Below are 21,571 nucleotides of genomic sequence, written 5' to 3' on the forward strand. Positions count from 1 at the left end.
TTCATTTGATGTAGTTAGGTTGTGTTTAATTGACCGAACCAAGGGGATTGAAATGCACTACCACCTGACTCAATTAATCCGCGCAGCTGTTCTTTATCAAATAGTTCGTGTAAAATTGATCCTTTATCCGTTAATAAATCTTGTAGCCATACTGTTACCGCTTTCGTATAGTGCGGATTATGCGTTTTCGGATATGGGCTCTTCTTTCTATATAAGATGTCATTTGGAAGTAACCCTTCTAATGCTTTACGCAATAGACCTTTTTCGCGGTTTTTATACATTTTCATTTCCCAAGGAATATTCCATGCATATTCGACAAGTCGGTGGTCTGCAAACGGAACACGTACTTCTAAGCTTGCCCCCATACTCATACGGTCTTTTCTGTCTAATAATGTTGTCATAAACCATACCATGTTCAAGTAAAATAATTGTCGTCTCTTTGCTTCAATTGGGCTTTCTCCCTCTAAAACAGGAACTTCTTGAATAGATTCTTCATAACGCTGCTGTACATATTGTTGTAAGTTTAATTTATTTCTCCATTCTTTCTTTAGCAGTTGTTCACGCGCTTCTGTAGAGCGCATCCACGGAAATGCACTCGATTGTAAATCATCTTCTCTATAAAACCACGGATAACCACCAAATATTTCGTCTGCACATTCCCCAGATAAACCGACGACAAAATCTTGTTTAATTTCGCGGCAAAACCATAATAATGAGGAATCGATATCTGCCATACCAGGCAAATCACGAACGAGTACCGCTTCTGTTAAATACTGTGCTAATTGTTCATTTGAAATGACGCAGCGATGATGGTTTGTTTGAAACGTCTCAGTCATCAAATGAATAAATGGCGCATCTGAATTCGGCTGAAACGCATTCGCTTTAAAGTATTTGTCATTATCTTCATAATCAACAGAGTATGTGTGTAATTGCCCTTTTCCTGACCTTGCGTATTCTTTCGCAGCAATTGCTGTAATTGCACTCGAATCTACACCGCCTGATAGAAAAGTACATAGTGGTACATCAGAAACGAGCTGCCTTGTAATCGCATCTTGTAATAAAAAGCGTGTTTTCTCTACTGTTTCTTCAAAGGAGTCTTCATGTTTTTTGCTTTCTACATTCCAATATCTCCATATACATAAACCGTTCTTTGAAAATGTCATCGCATGACCTGGGCGTAATTCTTTTATACCAGCATAAATGCCATGACCAGGTGTTCTAGACGGCCCAAGACCGAATATTTCAGATAACCCTTCTAACGTTACTTCCGCCTTCACATCTGGATGCGCTAGTATCGCTTTTAACTCTGAACCGAATAGTAATCGTCCACTATCATATTTATAAAATAGCGGTTTTACACCTAATCGATCTCGCGCAATAAATACTTGTTCTTTCTGTTCATCCCATACAGCAAACGCATATATACCGTTTAAATGATCGACACATTCTTCTTTCCATTCAATATACGACGCTAATAGCACCTCCGTATCAGAATGACCTTTGAACGTATATCCTCTTCTTAATAATTCCTTTCGAATATCTTCTGTATTATACAATTCACCGTTATAGCAAATTGCATAATTCGTCTCATCTTTTAAACAAGTCATCGGTTGTTTACCACCCTCAGGATCAACAACGATTAACCGTTTATGCCCAAATGCGACATTGCCTTTAATCCAAACTTTATTATCATCTGGGCCACGTTTCGCTAACGTCTCAGCCATCTTCGTAACGACGTCCCGTTCTCCTTCTAATGAGCGTTTATAATCCACCCATCCTGTAATTCCGCACATACGAATCATCCTTCCATCTTATTTCTTTTCCTAAACGAGCAGTAATCCCCACCCTTAGAGGTGCGGATCAAAAAATGAAAAACTTGACAACAACCTACCATCCACATACGGAATAGCATTTTCACTCAGTAAAACGTGTTTTATTGTATGCCCACCTATGTCTAGGTGTGTCTAGTTATAAAGAATGCACGAACTGTCTATAACAGAAATAACTACTTTTCATAAAGGAGAAATCATGTATGATAAAACGTAACCATATTTTATATAACCAGCCTCGCGCTCATACAGTCGGTAATGTAGAATATATAAACAATGAATGGGTGTTCTTTGATGATGAAAATGATGAAGCATTTTTATTAGAAGATATTGCCGAAGATGGCTTTGAGATTTTATATAACAACAACTGGCTACCAGCTCGTTTCTATGAACAAGATGTATTACAAATCGCCAATGAACAGCATCATTTGCAAAACGGAGAAATGATACGAATTCGAAAAAGATTACTTCTTAGCTATACGGAATGGCTCGAGGAATTACCTGACTCTGTCTTTACGTTATTAACCGAATCATTGCAATCGCTTCACTACTCTTTATATGATTGCATGTATTGTCATAATTATTTATCTTTCTTACCGAAAGAGGAAGCTTGCGAAGGAGTAAATATTCTTTTGTTCGATAACGAAGAGATGATTTGTGCGCTGCAGCACCATTTCGTTCGTCACGCTACGTCAAATAAAAACATGTTTCGTTTTACGAAAGTAAACGGAGAAGAGTTGCATATCGATGCGACCTAAAATAAAAAACCACCTTATCTCCCAAACATTTGAGATTATAAGGTGGTTTTATTTTTTATTAGAATACTTGCCAACCAATCGGTAATTTCAGTCCAAGGTAAAATACTGCTACTAGTGCAACAATAAATAATCCCCAAACTGCCCCTGTTGCTTTGTTCTTGCTCATTTTCACAAGAACCATTTCCATTCCACCGATAACTAAAATACCAGCTATCATTTTTAAACCATACCACATGTGCATGTTACTTGTTGCAGTCTTCATAATACCCATGTACAACATGAAACCTGTCACAATAATGATAATGTACATAAGACGAAGCCCCATATGTACACCTTTACCTTTTCTTCCTGCTGAATAAAGTGAATACGCAACGAAGAATAAAATTAAACCTAACGCCCATGCTGTAATATGCATATGTACCATCGTATCCCCTACCTCCTCTTTTCACACTTTTTCACTCTATATGATAACATGTTCATTTATTTTCAGGAAATGTTTCGCTTTTTTACATTTAAATGCTATAATATTTAGAGTATTTACAAACTTCTTGTAATAACAAAAGGGGGAACAATCATGATTCAAACTAAGGATATTATCGAACTTACAGACACATACGGGGCAAATAACTATCACCCACTTCCAATCGTTATTTCTAAAGCAGAAGGTGTTTGGGTAGAAGATCCTGAAGGAAACCGCTATATGGACTTATTAAGTGCATATTCTGCAGTAAACCAAGGTCATCGTCACCCAAAAATTATTAACGCTTTAATTGACCAAGCTAATCGTGTTACGTTAACTTCTCGTGCTTTCCATAGCGATCAATTAGGTCCTTGGTACGAAAAAGTTGCGAAACTAACTAATAAAGAAATGGTACTTCCAATGAATACAGGTGCAGAAGCTGTTGAAACTGCAATTAAAACAGCACGCCGCTGGGCTTATGACGTGAAGAAAGTAGAAGCAAACCGTGCTGAAATCATCGTTTGTGAAGATAACTTCCACGGCCGTACGATGGGTGCTGTTTCTATGTCTTCAAACGAAGAGTACAAGCGTGGATTCGGTCCAATGCTTCCTGGCATTATCGTAATTCCTTACGGTGATTTAGAAGCGTTAAAAGCTGCAATTACACCAAATACAGCTGCATTCATTTTAGAGCCAATCCAAGGTGAAGCAGGAATTAACATCCCACCAGCTGGTTTCTTAAAAGAAGCTCTTGAAGTATGTAAAAAAGAAAACGTTTTATTTGTAGCAGATGAAATCCAAACAGGTTTAGGCCGTACTGGTAAAGTATTTGCTTGTGACTGGGACAATGTAACTCCTGACATGTACATACTTGGTAAAGCACTTGGCGGCGGCGTATTCCCAATCTCTTGCGTAGCAGCAAACCGCGACATTTTAGGCGTATTCGAGCCAGGTTCTCACGGTTCTACATTCGGTGGTAACCCACTTGCATGTGCTGTTTCTATCGCAGCTCTTGAAGTGTTAGAAGAAGAAAAATTAACAGAGCGTTCTCTTCAATTAGGCGAAAAATTAGTTGGGCAATTAAAAGAAATTGATAACCCAATGATTACTGACATTCGTGGTAAAGGCTTATTCATCGGTATCGAATTAAACGAGCCAGCTCGTCCTTACTGTGAACAACTAAAAGCAGCTGGTCTATTATGTAAAGAAACACACGAAAATGTAATTCGTATCGCACCACCTCTAGTAATCTCTGAAGAAGATTTAGAGTGGGCGTTCCAAAAAATTAAAGCGGTATTATCGTAATAATAGAGAGGTTGTCCTACATGTTGGGACAACCTCTTTCTTTTTATATTGATTTATACTAAAATAAAATTGCAATTTTCTGTATTTTATTTTAGAAAGCAGGTACGATATGTTATTACGATATGGTAAACATATTAACTATTTAGCTACATCTTTTATTTTAGTTACATTCTTTGGCTTCCTCCTTTCCGTAACATTGCTTAGTCACTACTCAACTTCTACTACATTCACACTACTGAAAGCATCATTTTGGACTGCTGTTACCCTTACTATCATTGGTTTTGGACGAGAAAAAAGCGCACTTACGGTTATACTATTTGGTATTTGTACACTTGCATTCGTTGGTCTTTACACTTTTTCGGTTATCGATTACCTCTATCACCCAAGACCATAGAAAAGAGCTATCTTTTCACAAGATAGCTCTTTTTTCATTTCACTACATTTCGCAAAGTACCAATTCCTTCTACTGTAATGACCACTTCATCACCAGCATGCAAAAACTTCGGTGGTGTGAAACCTTTTCCGACACCAGCCGGCGTTCCTGTTGCGATAATATCGCCTGGCTCTAACGTCATTCCTTTACTTATCGTTGAAATGATTTCTTCTATTGAAAAAATCATTTTATTTGTATTTGAAGTTTGCCTTATTTCCCCATTTACTACCGTCTCAATGTGTAACGCATTTGGCGTTTCAACCATTGATTTATGAATTAGGTACGGTCCCATCGGACAAAATGTATCGAAACTTTTTCCAAGGAAAAATTGTTTATGCTTCCTTTGAATGTCGCGAGCAGTTATATCATTTATAATGGTATAACCAAAAACATGCTCAAGCGCTTTTTCTTTTTTTATTTGTTTCCCTCGCTTACCAATGATGATAGCTAGTTCTCCTTCATAGTCTAGTTCATTCGTTGCGTGGGGATGACTATTAATTTTTTCATCCATTCCAATAACTGTCGTCGGCGCTTTCGTAAAGATCATTATATTTTCTGGAATTGATTCTACTCCGCCCATCTCTATCGCATGCTCACGATAATTTTTTCCAACGCAAAGAATATTCTTCCTTGGCCTTGGAATTGGCGCTAATATTTTCACCTCAGTTAACGGATAATACGCCGCCCCTTCATTTTCCTTCGCCCAATTTACAATATCACATATTTTTTCAAAGCATTCGGTTCCTCTTTCAATACACTCTAACATTGTAATCGGAATCGTAACCTTTTCCCCTTTTTGTCTTTGCGCTTCTCTTACATGCAATACCTTTTCTTCCTCTTCATCCACAATACCGACAAATACCTTTTCATCTTTTTTCGCCGTTACCAAACGCAATATTTCCACTCTCCATCCTAAAACTCATACCCTTTAATTGTATTCGCATCCGTAAGAAAAAAACCTTCTCATGCACGCTAATTTTTACAATATTCTTCTCATATCCTATTCGTTACTCCTTTATATTTGGCATAAAATGTAGAAATTTTACTTTTTTTAGCGAAGGTATTTCTTTTTTATGGGTTTTTTGTATAATATGTACTACATATATACTAAAAATTTCATTTAGAGATGGAGCCGATTTCAATGTTTGAGCAAGCGATTGAAAAAAAACGTGAAAAAATGATTTACTTTGCTGAACGCTACGGAATGACTTCTCAAAAAACAGTGGATTGTAGCCAAGAACTGGACAGGCTCTTAAATGTAATTTGGCATGTACATACGGATTTTCACCCTAATCAAACACTCAATACACACACGCAATAACGTGTGTGTTTCTTTTATAAAAAAAAACACATTTTATTGAAAACGCCCATACAATAGTAAAAAAGAAAATTTTAAAAACGAAAGGTGTTTTGTATGCCAGCTATGGTCGGACATATTCGTATCGTCAATATTGGATCAAGTGGTATTTTTCATATTGGAGATGTATTTGCGATTAGGCCTATTAGTTATTCACGCGCTTTCGCCGGGGCCGGCTCTTTTAATGTTGGAGATAACGTTTCTGTCTACAATTATCAAAGCGCAACGACTGTCAATGATTCAGATGTAATTGATCAAGCGATAATTGGTTCAACTTAGAGGAGGCGATTGCATTGAATCTTTATGTAAACCAAAGCATCATCATTAATAGCATTAAAATTGATAGCATTACAACCTCTTCTGTATTCCAAATTGGTACTGCAGGAAGTATTAAAGCTCTATCTAAATTCTCAAATAGTGGTGGATTTACAGAGCCCCTTCGCCCATTGCAGGCGAAAGGACAAATTATTTCTATCAAACCATCAACTAGTTCTTCTTAAGACATCCTTGTCATAAATATATAGCAGGAATATTTTTACCCTCCCTACTGAAAAGGAGGTTTCACAAAATGAATCAAGATATATATACTTACTTACACCAACTTCAACAAGCTCTTCAAGCACAGCAATCAACCATCCTTCATCTAGAAGATCAAGTGCGCCTATTACAAGAAGAGCTTACCGAATTAAAAAATCGCCCCTCCTCTTCTGTAGGAAAAGTGGAATACAAATTCGATCAATTAAAAGTAGAAAATTTAAATGGCACTTTAAATATTGGTTTAAATCCGTTTTCAGCAAAAGGACAGCAAATTGAAGATTTTCAAGTGGATACAGAAACGTTAAAAGTAAATCCTGAAACAGATACAAACCCAGATTTTTACCAAGGTATCCTTCAAGAAATGCATCGTTACTTAGATGAAGAAGCATATAATCGAATTCTCCATTTTGAACAAGAAGAGAGAACGCCGCTCGATGAAATGTATCGACAAATGATGGTTGATGACATAAAAAAACAGATGGAGCATAGGCTTCCTTATTATTTATCACAAGCACAATCATACGAAGATTCTTCAACAAATCCAGATTATTTACGCGATATCATTCTCCAAGCAATGAAACATGATATCGACAAAGCCTTTCTATCTTTTATTCAACACATACCGGGTAATTTCCGAAAGGAGTAAGTATGTATGAATGTTAACGTTGTAAATCGCGAGTTAAAAGTCGGACAGATTAAAATGAACGGTGTATCGTCATCCGCACTCTTTTTAATTGGGGATGCAAATTTCCTCATACTATCTTCTATTCTTGATACACCATTTGAAACTGTTACAGAGGGTCCATTTGTACCATTAGTCACAGATGTCCCTCCTACTCCAGGTTAAGGAGACTGAGAAATTATGTTACATCATGTGTCTGTTGTCCAAAATGTTTCTATTATTTCTTTGGGGATTACTGCTGTGTTTCAAGTTGGAGATGCAAATCAAATGGAATTAAAAAGTAGAGCTCTTGCCGTCCACAGGGAAATTCCTTGTTATATAAAAGACGAAGGCCGCTTAGACGCATTTGAAATCTTTACGGATGAACACATTACAATCCCAAAACGAACGACAGATGTAAAATTAAACATTGTAAATGAATGCCCTTTTATTGAAGTAAACAATGTTGAATTGCGAACACTTTTAAATTCTGGTTGCTTTCAAATTGGAAATGTTGATTATGCTTTCAATAACTCTCGTATTATGCAAATTCGCCAATATATTACGGATGAACCTTCCGCACAATAATTCATATAGTAATTAAAAAGCTTAGTAAAGTGGGTGGATAGTATGCCTTCTGTTGTTGGAAATCTCGTCGTTCAAAACAGTAATGGTTCGTTCAATTTAGGGGATTTTTATAACGTGTCTCCAAAAGAAAATACGAAAGCTTATAATGGATCCGGAGCTTCCAATGTTGGATTTGTCGTGAACACTTTTAGCGGTGTTAGTGCAACAAATACGTTTGATTCTGATGTGGCCGATCAAGATCAGATCGGAACAGCATAAAAAAAGTAGGAGATATTCTCCTACTTTTTTCTTTTATCTCATTCAAGATTATCAAAAAAACACTGTTTACTGTTTCATTTTATTTAAATGATAATCCACTCTCCTCCAAAGCCTTTCTAAGCTTCGGCAAAGATGCTGGTCCCATACCATGTAGTTTTAAAATTTCTTTTTCACTATACTTTGAGAGTTCTTCTATCGTGTGAATGCCATGATGTTGCAACGCATTTCGTGCTGGTGATGAAAGAAGTGAAAGAAACCCTGTTGTTGGTTTCTTTTCTTTCTCACAAGCTGGGCAAGTTGGACAATCGCTACTTTTATAGTATTCATGTCCTTTTTCACACGTTCTTAACGTTTTTTCCGTTGCCATTTTCAAGTCCCTCTATTCTTCAATTTTCACAACATGATTGCCATCAAAGAAGTATAAGCATTTCTCTTTCACGGGATGTTGCAAGCTTTTTTCAAGTGCCTTTGCATATAACGAAAGCTGCACTTTGTATCGATCTTCTAAAATTGGTTTTGCTTGATCGAATCCACCTGGGAACCTTCCTTCAATCGTATCCGTTTTAAAATCAATTAAAGTGATACCGTCTTCCTCTTCAATCATGCAGTCGATAACCCCTTGGACAAGTATTGTTTCGTCATTCTTACCTTGCCAATCTTGATACGCCTCTTCTGCTGCAAGCATCATCGTAAATGGTACTTCACGCTCAACACTTTTCGCCGCTAATACCCTTTTACCTAGGTCACTGTCAAAGAATGAAATGACTTTTTCAATTGCTATTTCTTCAGCTTGTTCGAATGTTAATAATTCCTTATTTACCATTCCGGCAATTTGCTCTCGAATCACTTCTTCTGTAATCGGCTTCTTCAAATCAACATGCTGCATAACAGCGTGAACTGCCGTACCTCTTTCAGCATACGTTAATCCTTTTTTCTCCATAAAACGAGGGCGTGTTTTAATTGGTGCACGCAGTTTTTTAATAAAGGCATTATCGCTACCTTCTTCTGATTGATAATTTCTCTTTATTTCCGTAACAGACTGTTTCGCACGGTGAGACGTTGCTTCCTCATATCCGTACTTCCACATCAATCTGTCGTACACTTCTTCTTTCCGTTCACTTTGTAGCGGAACAGCTTTTTTTTCACGAAGTGCTTCTAACAATTCTTGTTTCTCTTCTTGAACCGGTTCCGGTGCAAGTAACGTTTTGCCGTCAACAACTTCTACTTTCCAGCTCGTGTCATATCCATAAATTTCACCCGGAATGCTTCCTTGTCCTAATTCAAGAAGCATTTCACTATCACGATGTCTATATAATGAAGGTGCAATCCAGTCTAAATAACAAGACGCTCCGGCACGTATATGGTCTGGTAATAACCATTCACTATGCTCCCTTGCATCGAGCCATTTTTCCATTTCTTTATTGGCATCTTTAACCGTTCCAATTAAAATTAACTTCTCTTTCGCACGCGTTAACGCTACGTATAACACGCGCATTTCTTCCGCGATTAATTCCATTTTCATTTTACGCTTAATTGCTAGTTGCGATAATGTCGTATATTTAATTCGTTTACGAGGATCGATAAATTGTGAACCGAAACCGAAGTCTTTATGCAGTAAGAAACGTTTCATTAAATCTTGTGTATTAAAACGACGACCTAGTCCCGCTACAAATACGACTGGGAACTCAAGTCCTTTACTTTTATGAATCGTCATAATACGAACCACATCTTCTTGTTCACCTAAAGCTCTCGCTGTTCCCATATCATCACCGCGTTCTAAAATACGCTCAATAAAGCGTAAGAAACGGAATAATCCTCTAAACGATGTTGCTTCATATTGTCTTGCACGGTCATAAAGTACACGTAAGTTTGCTTGCCTTTGCTTTCCGGCTGGTAAACCGCCGACAAAGTCGTAATAACCTGTCTCACCGTACACTTTCCAAATTAAATCAGAAAGTGACTGTTGACGCGCGAATTCACGCCATCCTTGCAGTAAGTTATAAAACCACTGTAATTTATCATGTAATTCTTGTTCCTCTTCAAGCGGTGCCCCTTTTAAGAATGAGCTCATTACTTCATAAAACGAACCTTTCTTTCCGTGAGCACGAAGTGTCGCAAGTTCTTCATCATTTAGTCCAACGATTGGTGAACGAAGTACGGCGGCAAGCGGGATATCTTGCATCGGATTATCGATCACGCGGAATACGTTCATCATAATATTTACTTCTGTCGCTTCAAAGTAACCAGTCGCAAGATCAGCGTATACTGGAATTCCTTGCAGCTTTAACTCTTCCATAATTTGCGGCGCCCACGGCATAGAGCGAAGTAAAATAACGAAGTCACGGTATTGTACAGGGCGCATACTATCCGTTTTACGATCATACACTTCATAACCTGAATCAACCATCGCTTTAATACGCTGCGCCATAAGACGAGCTTCAAGTTGTGCTTTTTCTACTTCTGCACCTTCTTCACCTTCTGGCACTTCTTCTTCTGTTTGCTGAATGCATAGTAGTTCAGCCGCTACATCTTCACCTTCTGGATAGCTAGCACCTAGCTTTAATTCAGCATCAGCATCATAATCGATTTCTCCGACTTCTTCGCCCATAATTTGTTTGAAGATAAAGTTCGTACCCGCTAACACTTCATGACGACTACGGAAGTTTTTCGCTAAGTCTATCTTCATTCCACCGTCTAATCCTTCTTGTGTGAAGCGTTTATACTTCCCTAGGAACAGGCCTGGTTCTGCTAGTCGGAAACGATAAATCGACTGCTTCACGTCACCTACCATGAATAAGTTTCCTTCACTCTCAGAATCTTTCGTTACAAATTTAATAATGGATTCCTGCACAAAGTTCGTATCTTGATATTCATCAACTAGTACTTCAGCAAATTTATTACGATATTGAAGCGCTACTGCTGATGGATTCATTTCACCGTTTTCATTTTGTTCACTTAAAATTTGTAAACAGAAATGCTCTAAATCTGTGAAATCAACCATTCCTTTATCTCGCTTCATCGTTTGAAAACGCTCTGTAAATACTTTTACAAGCTGTACGAGTTTTTCTAATACAGGATGCATATCTTGAAAATCTCGTAAGAAACTTTCAGGTCTACGGCTAAATAACTCTTCTTGTAATTTCTTCACTTCATCTTTCGCTTTATTACGAAGTGAGTCTACTTGTTTTACAACATCCTCGTTGTAATCACTTTTCTTAATGCGCTTTAACGTTTGCCACGATACATTTTGCATCGCTTCATATACACTTGTCCATGACTCACAAGCTGATGATGATAACGTTCCAAGTAAAACTGCATCTGCTTGCAGGGTTTCAACGCGGGGCGCCGGACCGTCAGGAAGCATTGCAAGTTCCGTCGCTTTACGAATATGTGCCTCTGCTGTTTCAAGCTGGAATTTCACATCTTCTAATAAGTAAGAAGCATACACTAAATCTTCAATTGTCTTTCCTTCCACGTCGTATGCTTCTACTAATTTATCGAGCCATTTTTCCGGATTTGGATGCGCTCTTGATTCTGTATGAAGCGCTAAAATCATACGCTGTAAGTCATCATCACTACGGTCACTCGTATAACAATCAACGAGTTCAAAGAAAATACCATTATCTTCAATTCCGTACTCTTCTTCTAATATGTCATCTAATACTTCTTCTTTTAACAGTTCATTTTCCGTTTGATTCGCAATGCGGAAACGAGGATCCACATCAAGCATGTAATAGTATCCTCTAATTACTTGTAAACAAAATGAATGGATTGTCGAAATAGAAGCTTTATTTAATAAGCTAAGCTGCTTTCTTACGTGCTGCGAGCCTGGCTCATCAATTAATACTTTTTCTAGCGCTTCCCCAATTCTGTTTTTCATCTCTTGCGCCGCTGCATTCGTAAATGTTACAACGAGCAGGCGGTCGACATCGACTGGGTTTTCTTCACTTATAATCTTTTTAATAATACGTTCAACTAATACTGCTGTTTTCCCTGATCCAGCTGCTGCCGCGACTAATATATCACGTCCGTTCGCTACAACCGCTTTCCACTGGTCATCTGTCCACTGACTACCTTCTGGTTTTTTAGGCCAATTTCCAATCATTCTCCGCCAACCTCCTCTCTAATTTTCTCCATCGCTTCGCTATCTTTCATATCTTTTAGCGTACGGAACTGGTTATCTTCAAGTGATTCATCGAACTGACAAACAGATTTGAAGTTACAGAACGTACACGCCGCTTTATTCCCCTTCTTATAAGGAGCAATATCAATAACGCCTTCTGTAATGTCTTTTCCGATATTTTCAAACGTATGGTGTACGTATTTTTGAAGTACGTTAAACTCTTGTTCACTTGCAATACTTGAACGCGCACTAAAGCTACCGTCTTTTTTCAAACCAGCAGAAATAATATCAGAACTTCCTGTTGAAAGTTTGTTATCCATTAAACGAACAACATCAGCGTCTCCTAGTACGAGCCCTTTCATTTTAAATTTCTTTAAAATTTCTTTCTCAATTTCTGCTTCAGATGCGTCACCTTTCATCTCAACGATCGGGTTATGAATATGGAAGTACAGTACACCAGCCGGTGATGCCGTGCCGCCTTTTTTCATCCACGTATGTGCATTTGAAGTAACAACATCTAAATACGTTAACATTTGAAGTGCTAATCCGTAATACACTTCCGTTAAATCTAACGCTTTTGAGCTTGATTTATAGTCAATAATGCGTAGGAACGTTCCGTTTTCATCTTCCGCCTTATCAACACGGTCAATACGACCAACTACTTCCATCTTCACACCATTTGGTAATGAGAACTCCATCGGCGGAAGCGACCCTGTACCGCCCATACCGAATGGCACTTCTAAATCAACTGGTACGAAACCGCTTGACTTCGCATGTTCACGAAGAATGATTGATGTACGGAAAATGATTTGTTGTAGTTTTTGTTTTAAATAGAAATGACGATTTGAACTTAATAAAATTTGTCTTTGTAATAACGGTGCAATCTCTTCTATTACTACAGTAGAAAGATGCTCACACTCTTTTATTGATAAATCCGCCCAAGTACGGTTTTCACGTAATAGCCTGTCCGCAATTCTCTTCAGCGCTGCATGGAATAGTTCCCCGATATCGGGTGCATCCAGTTTGAAAATATCACGCTCTCTTAAGGATAAACCGTGCTGCGCGAAATGAGCATATGCGCAACGGTTAAATAGTTCCATACGAGATACGCTTCCTTTTATTTTATCCCCGTATAAATCTCTACTTACAACTGTACTTAGCTTTTGCGCACGATTTCGGTAGAATAAACTTGATAATACGCGGCTACTTTTTTGTTTCCATTCATCTGAAGTTACGTAGAAGTTATATACATCCCACCAAAAATCTAAATTCCCTTCAAATCCATATCGCTTCCACGTTTGAAGTTGCTGCATAACATATGACAACGTTACTTCTGGCGTTGCTACGTATGAAATTTGTTCCGAACGTGATAAATCATTTACGTCATTTGTAATAAATGTATCTTTCACATCAGGGAACATTCTTTTTATTTTCTTAATAAAGCTAGACGCAAGTAACGTCTTCCCTTCTTCATCTGCAAGAGGGCATGAAATATATAATTTCTCAGTTGCTCTCGTTACCATTTGATACATAACGAACTGTTCTTCTAATAAGGTTTGTCTCGTCGTTGGTGCTAATTCGATACCTGCAACGCTAAGAACATCTCTTTCCTCATCAGAAAGCATCCCTTCATCCATTGGTGCTGCCGGAATAACTCCTTCATTCACGCCAATGACAAATGTTGCTTTCACATTTGATAATCTTGAACGATCAATATTAGCAATTAACACTTGGTCTAATGACGGCGGAATGTTTGCGAATTGAAGCGCCTCAAGACCTGTCGACATAACATCTGTGAACATAGAAAGTGACATTTTCTCTTCGCCAAGCATCTCAACGAACGTATCAAGAAGACTCATTACTTCTTCCCATACTTGCTCATGATCTGTCGCAAATAAGAAATCTCCGCTCTCTTCTGCGCGAATACGTAATGCTTCTAGTTTTTTCGGAACGTCTAGCTCTTCTAAAAATAAGTAAACCGCTTCGCACATTTGCATAACTGTTCCCGCACGCTTCAGCCTTTTTTGCATACGAATAACAGGCGTTCTTACAACATCGCGCAGTCGATTTATTCTCTCTTCCATTTCCCGTTCACTGTCTGTAATCATCCCGTCCGTATCGTCAAGAGAACGATAGCGGCGATACATCCACGGATCCTCAGAAGTCCATCTCTTCCCTTGTACACCGTACGCTAAACAGTAGTTTTCAAACTCATCCATCTCTTCGCGCATCGTTTCTTTTCTTACGTCTAGTGGATATAAAAGCTCTGTTTTCACGCAGCGGAACACTGCATCATAACGCCAATTTCCGCTAATAATCTCGAGTGCAGAACGAATGCATTCTACTAGCGGATGATGTGACATCGGGCGTTTTTCATCGATGAAATGCGGGATATTATAATCTGTAAATAGCGTTCGCATCACATCGTAATAACTTTCCCCGTTACGAAGAAGAACTGCAATATCTCGGTAACGATAGTCTTCATCCGCCACAAGTCTACGAATTTCACGAGCAACACCTTCTACTTCAGCCCGTAAATTCGCTGCTGTACTAATCGTTACACTTGCTTCTCCGTGAAACTTTTCATTTGGACGTGCTTCATAATGCGTTTCTAAATGCGCTAATGCTTGCGAATGAAAACGCGGTTGTTCCATAAGTGGAATCGTTTTTTCAATTTCTATCTTCTCTTCACGCGCCACTTGCTTTATTTTTTCATACGTTAACGTCGTTTCATAGAATAAATCTAGTTCATTTACTGGCTGCGCTAACGTTTTTTCATCTATCGTTAACGTGATCGTAACTCTCGCTCCGCAAATCATAAGCTGTCTTAAAATTTCTAGTTCTTGCGGTGAAAATGAATGAAATCCATCTATATAAATTTCAGCCCCTTTTACATATTCAGACTGTGGAAGCTTTTCGACTAGCAATTGCAGGTAGTCTTCTGAATCTAAATATTTTCCGATTAAAGCACGTTCGAAATCATCATATAATAGTTGTAGATCATGCACTTTATTCGCTAATAGCTTTTGTTCGGCACTGCTACTATGTGCATCTAATTGTTGCCACATTTCATATACGTTAGATGGCGTCACATTGTAACGTTTAAACTCCGCAATCATACTACCAAGATGTTCAAAGAAACCGTTTTGCTCCGCTGCTTTTTGGAATACTGATAATCCATCTTTACGAGACTCTACAATTTTACGAAGTAGCATATGTACGCCCGCTTCATCAATGTGTAGACGACTCGCTCCGCCAACTTCTTGCAGTACCTTCCATGCTAACCGTGAAAAACTAAAAACTTGTGCCCGAATAGAACCTCTAACATCCTCACTACCAATTAACGCCTGCTGCGTTTGGAATGTCATCTGTTCTGGCACAAGATATAATATTGTTTCCCCTCTTGGGCGCTGCTTTAACTCTTCTTGCACTTCGTGTAAACAAAGTGTACTTTTTCCACTTCCCGCTCTACCAATCACAAATCGAAGTGACATGTAACCCCACCTTTCACTTACATAACGAACGTTAGTTTGCTACTATAATTGTATTATAGGACACGAAAAAAGACAAACGGAGTAGTTTGTCTTTTACTATACTTCTACCTATTATATCAACCTTTTGAAAAATTCGTTTGCACCTCTTTAATTGGCCAATATCGTAAATCAACTTTACCGACAACTGTATCAGCTTTTACAAATCCAAAGTGTCTACTATCCCAGCTTCCGAGGCGGTTATCGCCTACTACAAAAATATATCCAGGTGGTACCGACTTTTCTTTCGTTAACTCTTCTAGTTTAAAATCACCTGTTAGTTGTCGTCCATTTATCTCTTTCTTATACGTCTCTAAATAAGGTTCATCCAAGAATTGTCCGTTTATATATAGTTTATCATGCTTATATTCAATTTGATCCCCAGGTAAACCGATAATTCGTTTTACATAGTCCTCTTTTTTATTCGCATGAAACACAACAACATCAAACCTGTTCAAGTCCCCTACTTGATAACTCACCTTATTTACAACGAGCATATTGCCATCTTGCAATGTCGGCATCATTGACTTCCCCTCTACAACGTACGTTGAAAAGAAAAACGTTCGAAAAAATACAGCTAATAATACACCAATTAAAATTGTTCGTATCCACTCTATGCCTTCTTTTTTCAAAGTTTTCTTCATCCGCTTCTCCCCTTATCCTTTAATAATGAAGCTTTCCTTTACAAAGAAGACTATTCTTACTGTAGTTCTAACTTTACTTCGATTTTCTTGCCGACATACCATAAAATAAAAATACCAATCACTACAATGACTGATTTCACCGGATTATGAATAAATGACATTAAATCATGACCGATATACGTTAAAATAAAAATCATCACAAGTTTTCCGAACGCGAGTGCAAGGCCAAACTGTTTTACACTAATGCGAGATAAACCAGCGACAACATTTATAAGCGCAGACGGTGTAAACGGAAAACAAAAGATGACGAAAATTGGTGCGAATCCTTTCCTTTCAATCCATCCCATTGCCTTTCGTACTCTCTCATGCTTATTTACAAAAGAAAAGAAACGGCTGCGGCCAAAATGGCGGATTATGAAAAAGACAAGCAAGGCACCCATTACTGATCCAAGCCAGGAATAAAGAAAACCGAGCCAAAATCCAAATGCAACAGCATTCGCCAGTACAAATACGATGAGTGGCAATGCCGGAATCAACGCTTCTATCATCGGTAAACCAATACCAAGAAGTGGTCCGAACGCTTTATAACTTTCAACAATATGATCCATATTTTCTGGTGAAAAATACTCTTTGATTGTCTGAAAATCCATTCTACACTTTACCCCTTTACTCTAAGTACTACCTCTACTGTATCATCGCTTATATGAAAGAGGAAATGGTAGATACGACATATGGAGATGTAATTATTAAGTTTCCATATCTTTCATTAGAATTCCTTCATTATTATGCTATGATAATCTATCAATATTCGACAGGACGTGTCGCGATTTTGGAAGTGGTCCTTTTGTTTTGGTGGCAAATTCCTTGGTAACTGAAATTATATTGGCGATTTTCTGAATATATCGACCGTAACTCACTTTTTATCAGCGATTTTTCAAATATATCAACCACAACTCGATTTTTATCGGCGATTTCTCGAATATATCGACTTACCGACAAAAGCTGACAAATAAAAAAAGATGGGGGTTCCCCCATCCTCTCACATTTCGCCTTCCTTAACAAAATACACTTTCTCATATGCTGGTTTTAATCTAGATTCCTCATTTTTATCAATTAATTTAAAGGAAGGATTTCCTTGTTTTTTTCTACGATCTTCATATTCAGTACGCAATTTCGCTGTACGATTTTGTTGATTTTCAAAACTACTTTTTGATATTTCTAATTTCACAGCAAAGCCATTTATAAATCTAACAATAACATTTCCATCTTTTAACTCTTTATTACTTTCAATATAAAAATGAGACAACCAAGCGCACTCTTTTCTAGAGTAAGAATACGTAGGGAAAAAATAAAATTGATCTGCCGGACTAATCGCAATCGGTGCTTTATGTGTAATATGAGTTAACTCTTTCGTTCCTTCTTTTCTGCCTAAGAAACTAGAGCCATGCTTGCGGCAACTTCTTTCTATAATATCTAGGGGCTTTTGAAACACGAAAAAAGAATCTTCCATCTCAACAACTCGTGTAACAATTTTCTTTTCACTTAGAATAACAGGAAGTAAGGCCATTGTATTTTTATTTACCACATAGTTTTCGACATAGCGTTCTACTTTACTTTCCATATTCTACTGTCTCCTTTTTTACATTTATATTAGCAGCTGCATATATAATTTTAGCATCTATGAAAAGGAAATGGTTTACAGATTCCGATTTTTTACAATAATTTATCATTTATCAAATATCTTTTAAATTATAAATTAACAATATAGTGATTTCATAATAAAAAGCCTATATAAAATGTATTTATAATACCTATAAATATTTACAACTACTTCCTCATTTCGCATCATTACGACAATTAACTTTGCTATAATTAAAAGGAAAATCCAATATATGGAGGTCCACTATGGAAGAAAAAGAAATGCAACCAACAATTCAAATGAAAAATAGTAGCATTGTAATCGTGAAAAATTCAGCTAGTATTATATTCGGTTTGTTTTTCATTCTACTATTCTTCGCAAAGCCTTTTCGTAAATCGAAATGCTCTGAATGTAAGAAACGCGAGAAGAAAAAGATTGGAAAAGAAGAGTAAAAGGCCTTCCATTTTGGAAAGCCTTTTACTCTTCTTCGTCCTCAAAAAAAATGACTATTTTTTCTTATTCATCTAAAACGGGCGAATAAGATTTCTTCAATCGTATTGTGTAGATCTTCTTTATTCCCGCTACGAACATCGAGTATGACTTCATTTGTATACTTTTCCCCAAACTATAATCATTATGCTCGTATATTACAACAAAAAAAGGGATGGCAGCAGCCATCCCTTTTTTCCATAATAAACTATAAAATTATAGTTTGATTACGTTTTTAGCTTGAGGTCCACGGTTACCATCTTCGATTTCGAAGCTAACTTTTTGACCTTCTTCTAGAGATTTGAAACCTTCAGTTTCGATTGCAGAGAAATGTACGAATACATCGTTTTCGCCTGGAACTTCGATGAAACCGAATCCTTTTTCGTTGTTAAACCATTTTACTTGTCCTGTTACTGCCATAATTATTTCCTCCTAAAGAAAACACAATTTATTTTAGTCTTCCTGTATAAAAAAAGAATCCACACATTATCAAACACGAAACATAAACTAGTTCTCACATACTTTTTCTCGTTCGTTTTTCGGCACTTGATAATATATGGATTGCTTAATTTAACTATTCAACTGACTTCATCATAGCATACTTAAAATGAAATGTACAATCTTTTTTGAAAATAACTGACAAATTAAATTGATTATACATTCGTAAATAATTGATTTTAGTATGTGTGGATTTCACTATAAAGTGAACACAAACATCATTTGAACGCGATTACATCCCTTGTTCTGAAGTGTTACAATATAATCGTACAGTCGTTATATTGGAGGGGATTATATGTCAAACTACACCAACGAAGAAAAGCTTACAGGTGGAAATGTATCAAATGTGTATCGTTCTGAAAATACTGTTCGGCGAGAATTAAAGCCAGGCAGTGCAAAAATTCATACATTATTACAGCACTTAGAAAACAAAGGATTTCATCATGCTCCAAAGTTTTTAGGTGTAGATGAAAAAGATAGAGAGATTTTATCCTTTATTGAAGGAGACGCTGGGAATTATCCTTTAAAAGAATATATGCGATCTAATGATGCTTTAAAGGAAATAGCAAAGATGCTCCGCCTTTATCATGATGCGGTAAGTGACTTTCCCTTATCAGATGAATGGCAACCGATGGATCTTACTCCAAATAACATTGAGGTTATTTGCCATAACGATTTTGCTGTATATAACATTATTTTTAATGACGAGAAACCAGTAGGTATTATTGATTTCGATGTTGCTGCTCCTGGTCCAAGAATTTGGGATATCGCTTATACGCTTTATACTTGTGTACCTTTAAGTAGAGTGTATTATACAGAATCGGGTGAGGCAGTTCATTATGAATCGGTACAACATGCTAGCCGTATGAAAGAAAGAGTGAAATTGTTTGTCCAGTCCTACGGTAAAAGTATGGACGAAGACTACTTAGGAATAGTGTTACTACGATTAGAAGCATTATGTACATATATGAAAAGAAAAGCACAAGAAGGCGACTTGAATTTCAAAAGAATGATTGATGAAGGACATTTAGAGCATTATGAGAAAGATATGAAGTTTATTCGCGATCATAGAGCTGAGTGGATTTAATAATATCGTCTTTTTTGTCTGTAAGTCGATATATGTGAAAAATCGTTCCGAAAATAAAAAGGGGCACCCTTCAAAAAGGGGCCCCTTCCTTTTATTTCGTAAACTGTGCTTCTTCTGTAGATCCTTTTAGCGCTGTCGTCGATGAAGTACCACCTGTAATAACTTGTGCTACTTCATCAAAGTAACCTGTTCCTACTTCGCGTTGGTGACGAGTTGCAGAGTAGCCGTGTTTTTCTGCTGCGAATTCTGCTTGTTGTAGTTCAGAGTACGCTGCCATGCCGCGCTCTTTATAGCCACGTGCTAATTCAAACATGCCGTAGTTTAATGAGTGGAATCCAGCTAGTGTTACGAACTGGAACTTATAACCGTAAGATGCGATTTCTTTTTGGAAGCTTGCAATTGTTTTTTCATCTAATTTTTGTTTCCAGTTGAATGAAGGTGAACAGTTATATGCAAGTAATTTCCCTGGATGCTCTTTATGAATTGCGTCCGCAAATCGTTTTGCATCTTCTAAATTTGGTTCAGATGTTTCACACCAAACGAGATCTGCATAAGGAGCATATGCTAAACCACGTGCAATTGCTTGATCAAGACCTGCTTTCGTACGGTAAAATCCTTCTGGAGTTCTTTCTCCTGTAATAAATGCTTTATCAACCGGATCGATATCGCTCGTAATTAAATCTGCTGCATCCGCATCTGTTCTTGCAACGATAATTGTCGGCACTCCCATTACGTCTGCTGCAAGGCGTGCCGAGATTAAATTACGCACCGCTGTTTGCGTTGGTAGTAATACTTTTCCGCCTAAATGGCCGCATTTTTTCTCTGAAGATAATTGATCTTCAAAGTGCACACCTGATGCACCCGCTTCAATCATACCTTTCATCAGTTCAAATACGTTTAATTGTCCGCCAAATCCAGCTTCTGCATCTGCTACAATCGGTACGAAATAATCTGTATCACCGCTTCCTTCCATATGCTGAATTTGATCCGCACGTTGAAGTGTTTGATTAATTCGTTTTACTACAGCAGGTACGCTGTTCGCTGGATATAAACTTTGGTCTGGATACATATGTCCAGAAAGGTTCGCATCCGCAGCGACTTGCCATCCACTTAAATAAATTGCTTTTAGCCCAGCTTTCACTTGTTGCATCGCTTGGTTTCCTGTTAATGCGCCAAGTGCGTTAATATAATCTTCCGTATGAAGCGATGACCAAAGCTTTTCAGCACCGCGGCGCGCTAATGTATGTTCAATATCAATTGACCCGCGCAAGCGAATTACATCTTCTGCCGAATATGGACGTGTAATCCCTTTCCAGCGCGTATCTAGTTCCCAGCTCTCTTGTAATTTCTCGATTCTTTCGTTTTTCATTTGTTC

The 21,571-nt window shown here is 37.6% G+C and carries 24 protein-coding genes; 13 read left to right on the top strand and 11 right to left on the bottom strand.

The features are described 5' to 3' along the window. Window positions 1-14: 14 nt before the first annotated feature. Window positions 15-1,793 carry an asparagine synthase (glutamine-hydrolyzing) gene (gene asnB / locus ILT06_RS10875; protein ID WP_103655890.1) on the bottom strand — a complete coding sequence of 593 codons (1,779 nt, stop codon included), beginning with the start codon at window positions 1,791-1,793 and terminating at the stop codon, window positions 15-17. A 239-nt stretch (window positions 1,794-2,032) separates the two neighbouring features. Between asnB and ILT06_RS10880 the strand changes: the two genes are divergently transcribed. After that, on the top strand, window positions 2,033-2,587 hold the full coding sequence (locus tag ILT06_RS10880) for a DUF2777 domain-containing protein (protein ID WP_088047844.1): 555 nt from the start codon (window positions 2,033-2,035) through the stop codon (window positions 2,585-2,587). 58 nt (window positions 2,588-2,645) lie between these two features. Here the strand turns inward: ILT06_RS10880 and ILT06_RS10885 are convergent, their stop codons facing one another. Continuing rightward, complete coding sequence (locus ILT06_RS10885; RefSeq protein ID WP_000233490.1) at window positions 2,646-3,011, bottom strand: YisL family protein; 366 nt, start codon at window positions 3,009-3,011, stop codon at window positions 2,646-2,648. A gap of 150 nt (window positions 3,012-3,161) precedes the next feature. On the opposite strand from ILT06_RS10885, the gene rocD reads away from it, so the two are divergent. Then, window positions 3,162-4,352 carry an ornithine aminotransferase gene (rocD, locus tag ILT06_RS10890; protein ID WP_000616651.1) on the top strand — a complete coding sequence of 397 codons (1,191 nt, stop codon included), beginning with the start codon at window positions 3,162-3,164 and terminating at the stop codon, window positions 4,350-4,352. Window positions 4,353-4,461: 109 nt separating this feature from the next. Beyond that, on the top strand, window positions 4,462-4,746 hold the full coding sequence (locus ILT06_RS10895; protein ID WP_046956998.1) for a hypothetical protein: 285 nt from the start codon (window positions 4,462-4,464) through the stop codon (window positions 4,744-4,746). Between the two features lie 34 nt (window positions 4,747-4,780). Here the strand turns inward: ILT06_RS10895 and ILT06_RS10900 are convergent, their stop codons facing one another. Next, window positions 4,781-5,680, bottom strand: coding sequence for a fumarylacetoacetate hydrolase family protein (locus tag ILT06_RS10900; protein ID WP_154131398.1), 900 nt, complete (start codon window positions 5,678-5,680; stop codon window positions 4,781-4,783). Between the two features lie 246 nt (window positions 5,681-5,926). Here ILT06_RS10900 and ILT06_RS10905 point away from each other — a divergent pair, with 246 nt between their 5' ends. The 7 genes from ILT06_RS10905 (at window position 5,927) to gerPF (ending at window position 8,186) form a co-directional block, all read left to right on the top strand. Then, entirely contained in the window at window positions 5,927-6,106 is a 180-nt protein-coding gene (locus tag ILT06_RS10905; protein ID WP_000462847.1) for an aspartyl-phosphate phosphatase Spo0E family protein, read from the top strand. A gap of 93 nt (window positions 6,107-6,199) precedes the next feature. Beyond that, window positions 6,200-6,421, top strand: a complete 222-nt coding sequence (gerPA, locus tag ILT06_RS10910) for a spore germination protein GerPA (RefSeq protein WP_001111187.1) — start codon at window positions 6,200-6,202, stop codon at window positions 6,419-6,421. A gap of 14 nt (window positions 6,422-6,435) precedes the next feature. Next, window positions 6,436-6,642 carry a spore germination protein GerPB gene (gene gerPB / locus ILT06_RS10915; RefSeq protein WP_048559586.1) on the top strand — a complete coding sequence of 69 codons (207 nt, stop codon included), beginning with the start codon at window positions 6,436-6,438 and terminating at the stop codon, window positions 6,640-6,642. 68 nt (window positions 6,643-6,710) lie between these two features. Next, on the top strand, window positions 6,711-7,325 hold the full coding sequence (gerPC, locus tag ILT06_RS10920) for a spore germination protein GerPC (protein ID WP_064476837.1): 615 nt from the start codon (window positions 6,711-6,713) through the stop codon (window positions 7,323-7,325). Window positions 7,326-7,331: 6 nt separating this feature from the next. Further along, window positions 7,332-7,526, top strand: a complete 195-nt coding sequence (gerPD, locus tag ILT06_RS10925) for a spore germination protein GerPD (protein ID WP_001102341.1) — start codon at window positions 7,332-7,334, stop codon at window positions 7,524-7,526. A 15-nt stretch (window positions 7,527-7,541) separates the two neighbouring features. Continuing rightward, the gene (locus ILT06_RS10930; RefSeq protein WP_222655090.1) at window positions 7,542-7,928 is read left to right on the top strand and encodes a spore germination protein GerPE; all 387 of its coding nucleotides are present in this window, start codon (window positions 7,542-7,544) and stop codon (window positions 7,926-7,928) included. A 42-nt stretch (window positions 7,929-7,970) separates the two neighbouring features. Continuing rightward, window positions 7,971-8,186: a spore germination protein GerPF gene (gene gerPF / locus ILT06_RS10935; RefSeq protein ID WP_001141570.1), complete on the top strand. Its 216-nt coding sequence runs from the start codon at window positions 7,971-7,973 to the stop codon at window positions 8,184-8,186. Window positions 8,187-8,265: 79 nt separating this feature from the next. Here the strand turns inward: gerPF and ILT06_RS10940 are convergent, their stop codons facing one another. The 5 genes from ILT06_RS10940 to ILT06_RS10960 all read right to left on the bottom strand — a co-directional run bounded on the left by ILT06_RS10940 (window position 8,266) and on the right by ILT06_RS10960 (window position 17,133). Further along, window positions 8,266-8,553, bottom strand: coding sequence for an RNA polymerase alpha subunit C-terminal domain-containing protein (locus ILT06_RS10940; protein ID WP_064476838.1), 288 nt, complete (start codon window positions 8,551-8,553; stop codon window positions 8,266-8,268). A 12-nt stretch (window positions 8,554-8,565) separates the two neighbouring features. Next, a complete protein-coding gene (gene addA, locus ILT06_RS10945; protein WP_222655091.1) occupies window positions 8,566-12,291 on the bottom strand; it encodes a helicase-exonuclease AddAB subunit AddA in 3,726 nt (1,241 codons plus the stop codon). After that, window positions 12,288-15,803 carry a helicase-exonuclease AddAB subunit AddB gene (gene addB, locus ILT06_RS10950; RefSeq protein WP_222655092.1) on the bottom strand — a complete coding sequence of 1,172 codons (3,516 nt, stop codon included), beginning with the start codon at window positions 15,801-15,803 and terminating at the stop codon, window positions 12,288-12,290. Before addB ends, addA begins: the two co-directional genes overlap by 4 nt. Before the next feature lie 116 nt (window positions 15,804-15,919). Beyond that, window positions 15,920-16,483 carry a signal peptidase I gene (gene lepB / locus ILT06_RS10955; protein ID WP_097816569.1) on the bottom strand — a complete coding sequence of 188 codons (564 nt, stop codon included), beginning with the start codon at window positions 16,481-16,483 and terminating at the stop codon, window positions 15,920-15,922. A 56-nt stretch (window positions 16,484-16,539) separates the two neighbouring features. Further along, window positions 16,540-17,133: a TVP38/TMEM64 family protein gene (locus tag ILT06_RS10960; protein ID WP_098586168.1), complete on the bottom strand. Its 594-nt coding sequence runs from the start codon at window positions 17,131-17,133 to the stop codon at window positions 16,540-16,542. Between the two features lie 53 nt (window positions 17,134-17,186). On the opposite strand from ILT06_RS10960, the gene ILT06_RS10965 reads away from it, so the two are divergent. After that, window positions 17,187-17,354, top strand: a complete 168-nt coding sequence (locus tag ILT06_RS10965; protein WP_218012699.1) for a hypothetical protein — start codon at window positions 17,187-17,189, stop codon at window positions 17,352-17,354. A 168-nt stretch (window positions 17,355-17,522) separates the two neighbouring features. On the opposite strand, the gene ILT06_RS10970 is transcribed toward ILT06_RS10965, so the two are convergent. After that, window positions 17,523-18,104, bottom strand: coding sequence for a competence protein ComK (locus ILT06_RS10970; protein WP_064476843.1), 582 nt, complete (start codon window positions 18,102-18,104; stop codon window positions 17,523-17,525). Window positions 18,105-18,388: 284 nt separating this feature from the next. Between ILT06_RS10970 and ILT06_RS10975 the strand changes: the two genes are divergently transcribed. Beyond that, a complete protein-coding gene (locus ILT06_RS10975) occupies window positions 18,389-18,574 on the top strand; it encodes a hypothetical protein (protein ID WP_000391438.1) in 186 nt (61 codons plus the stop codon). A gap of 253 nt (window positions 18,575-18,827) precedes the next feature. Here the strand turns inward: ILT06_RS10975 and cspA are convergent, their stop codons facing one another. Then, window positions 18,828-19,031 carry an RNA chaperone/antiterminator CspA gene (cspA, locus tag ILT06_RS10980; protein WP_000301521.1) on the bottom strand — a complete coding sequence of 68 codons (204 nt, stop codon included), beginning with the start codon at window positions 19,029-19,031 and terminating at the stop codon, window positions 18,828-18,830. Between the two features lie 373 nt (window positions 19,032-19,404). Here cspA and ILT06_RS10985 point away from each other — a divergent pair, with 373 nt between their 5' ends. Next, on the top strand, window positions 19,405-20,196 hold the full coding sequence (locus ILT06_RS10985; protein WP_149173346.1) for a phosphotransferase: 792 nt from the start codon (window positions 19,405-19,407) through the stop codon (window positions 20,194-20,196). 91 nt (window positions 20,197-20,287) lie between these two features. Here the strand turns inward: ILT06_RS10985 and aceA are convergent, their stop codons facing one another. Next, complete coding sequence (gene aceA, locus ILT06_RS10990) at window positions 20,288-21,565, bottom strand: isocitrate lyase (protein WP_064476845.1); 1,278 nt, start codon at window positions 21,563-21,565, stop codon at window positions 20,288-20,290. Between the last annotated feature and the right edge of the window lie 6 nt (window positions 21,566-21,571).

This window comes from Bacillus sp. 17RED48, from assembly GCF_019837545.1.
GTDB classification, from domain to species: domain Bacteria; phylum Bacillota; class Bacilli; order Bacillales; family Bacillaceae_G; genus Bacillus_A; species Bacillus_A wiedmannii.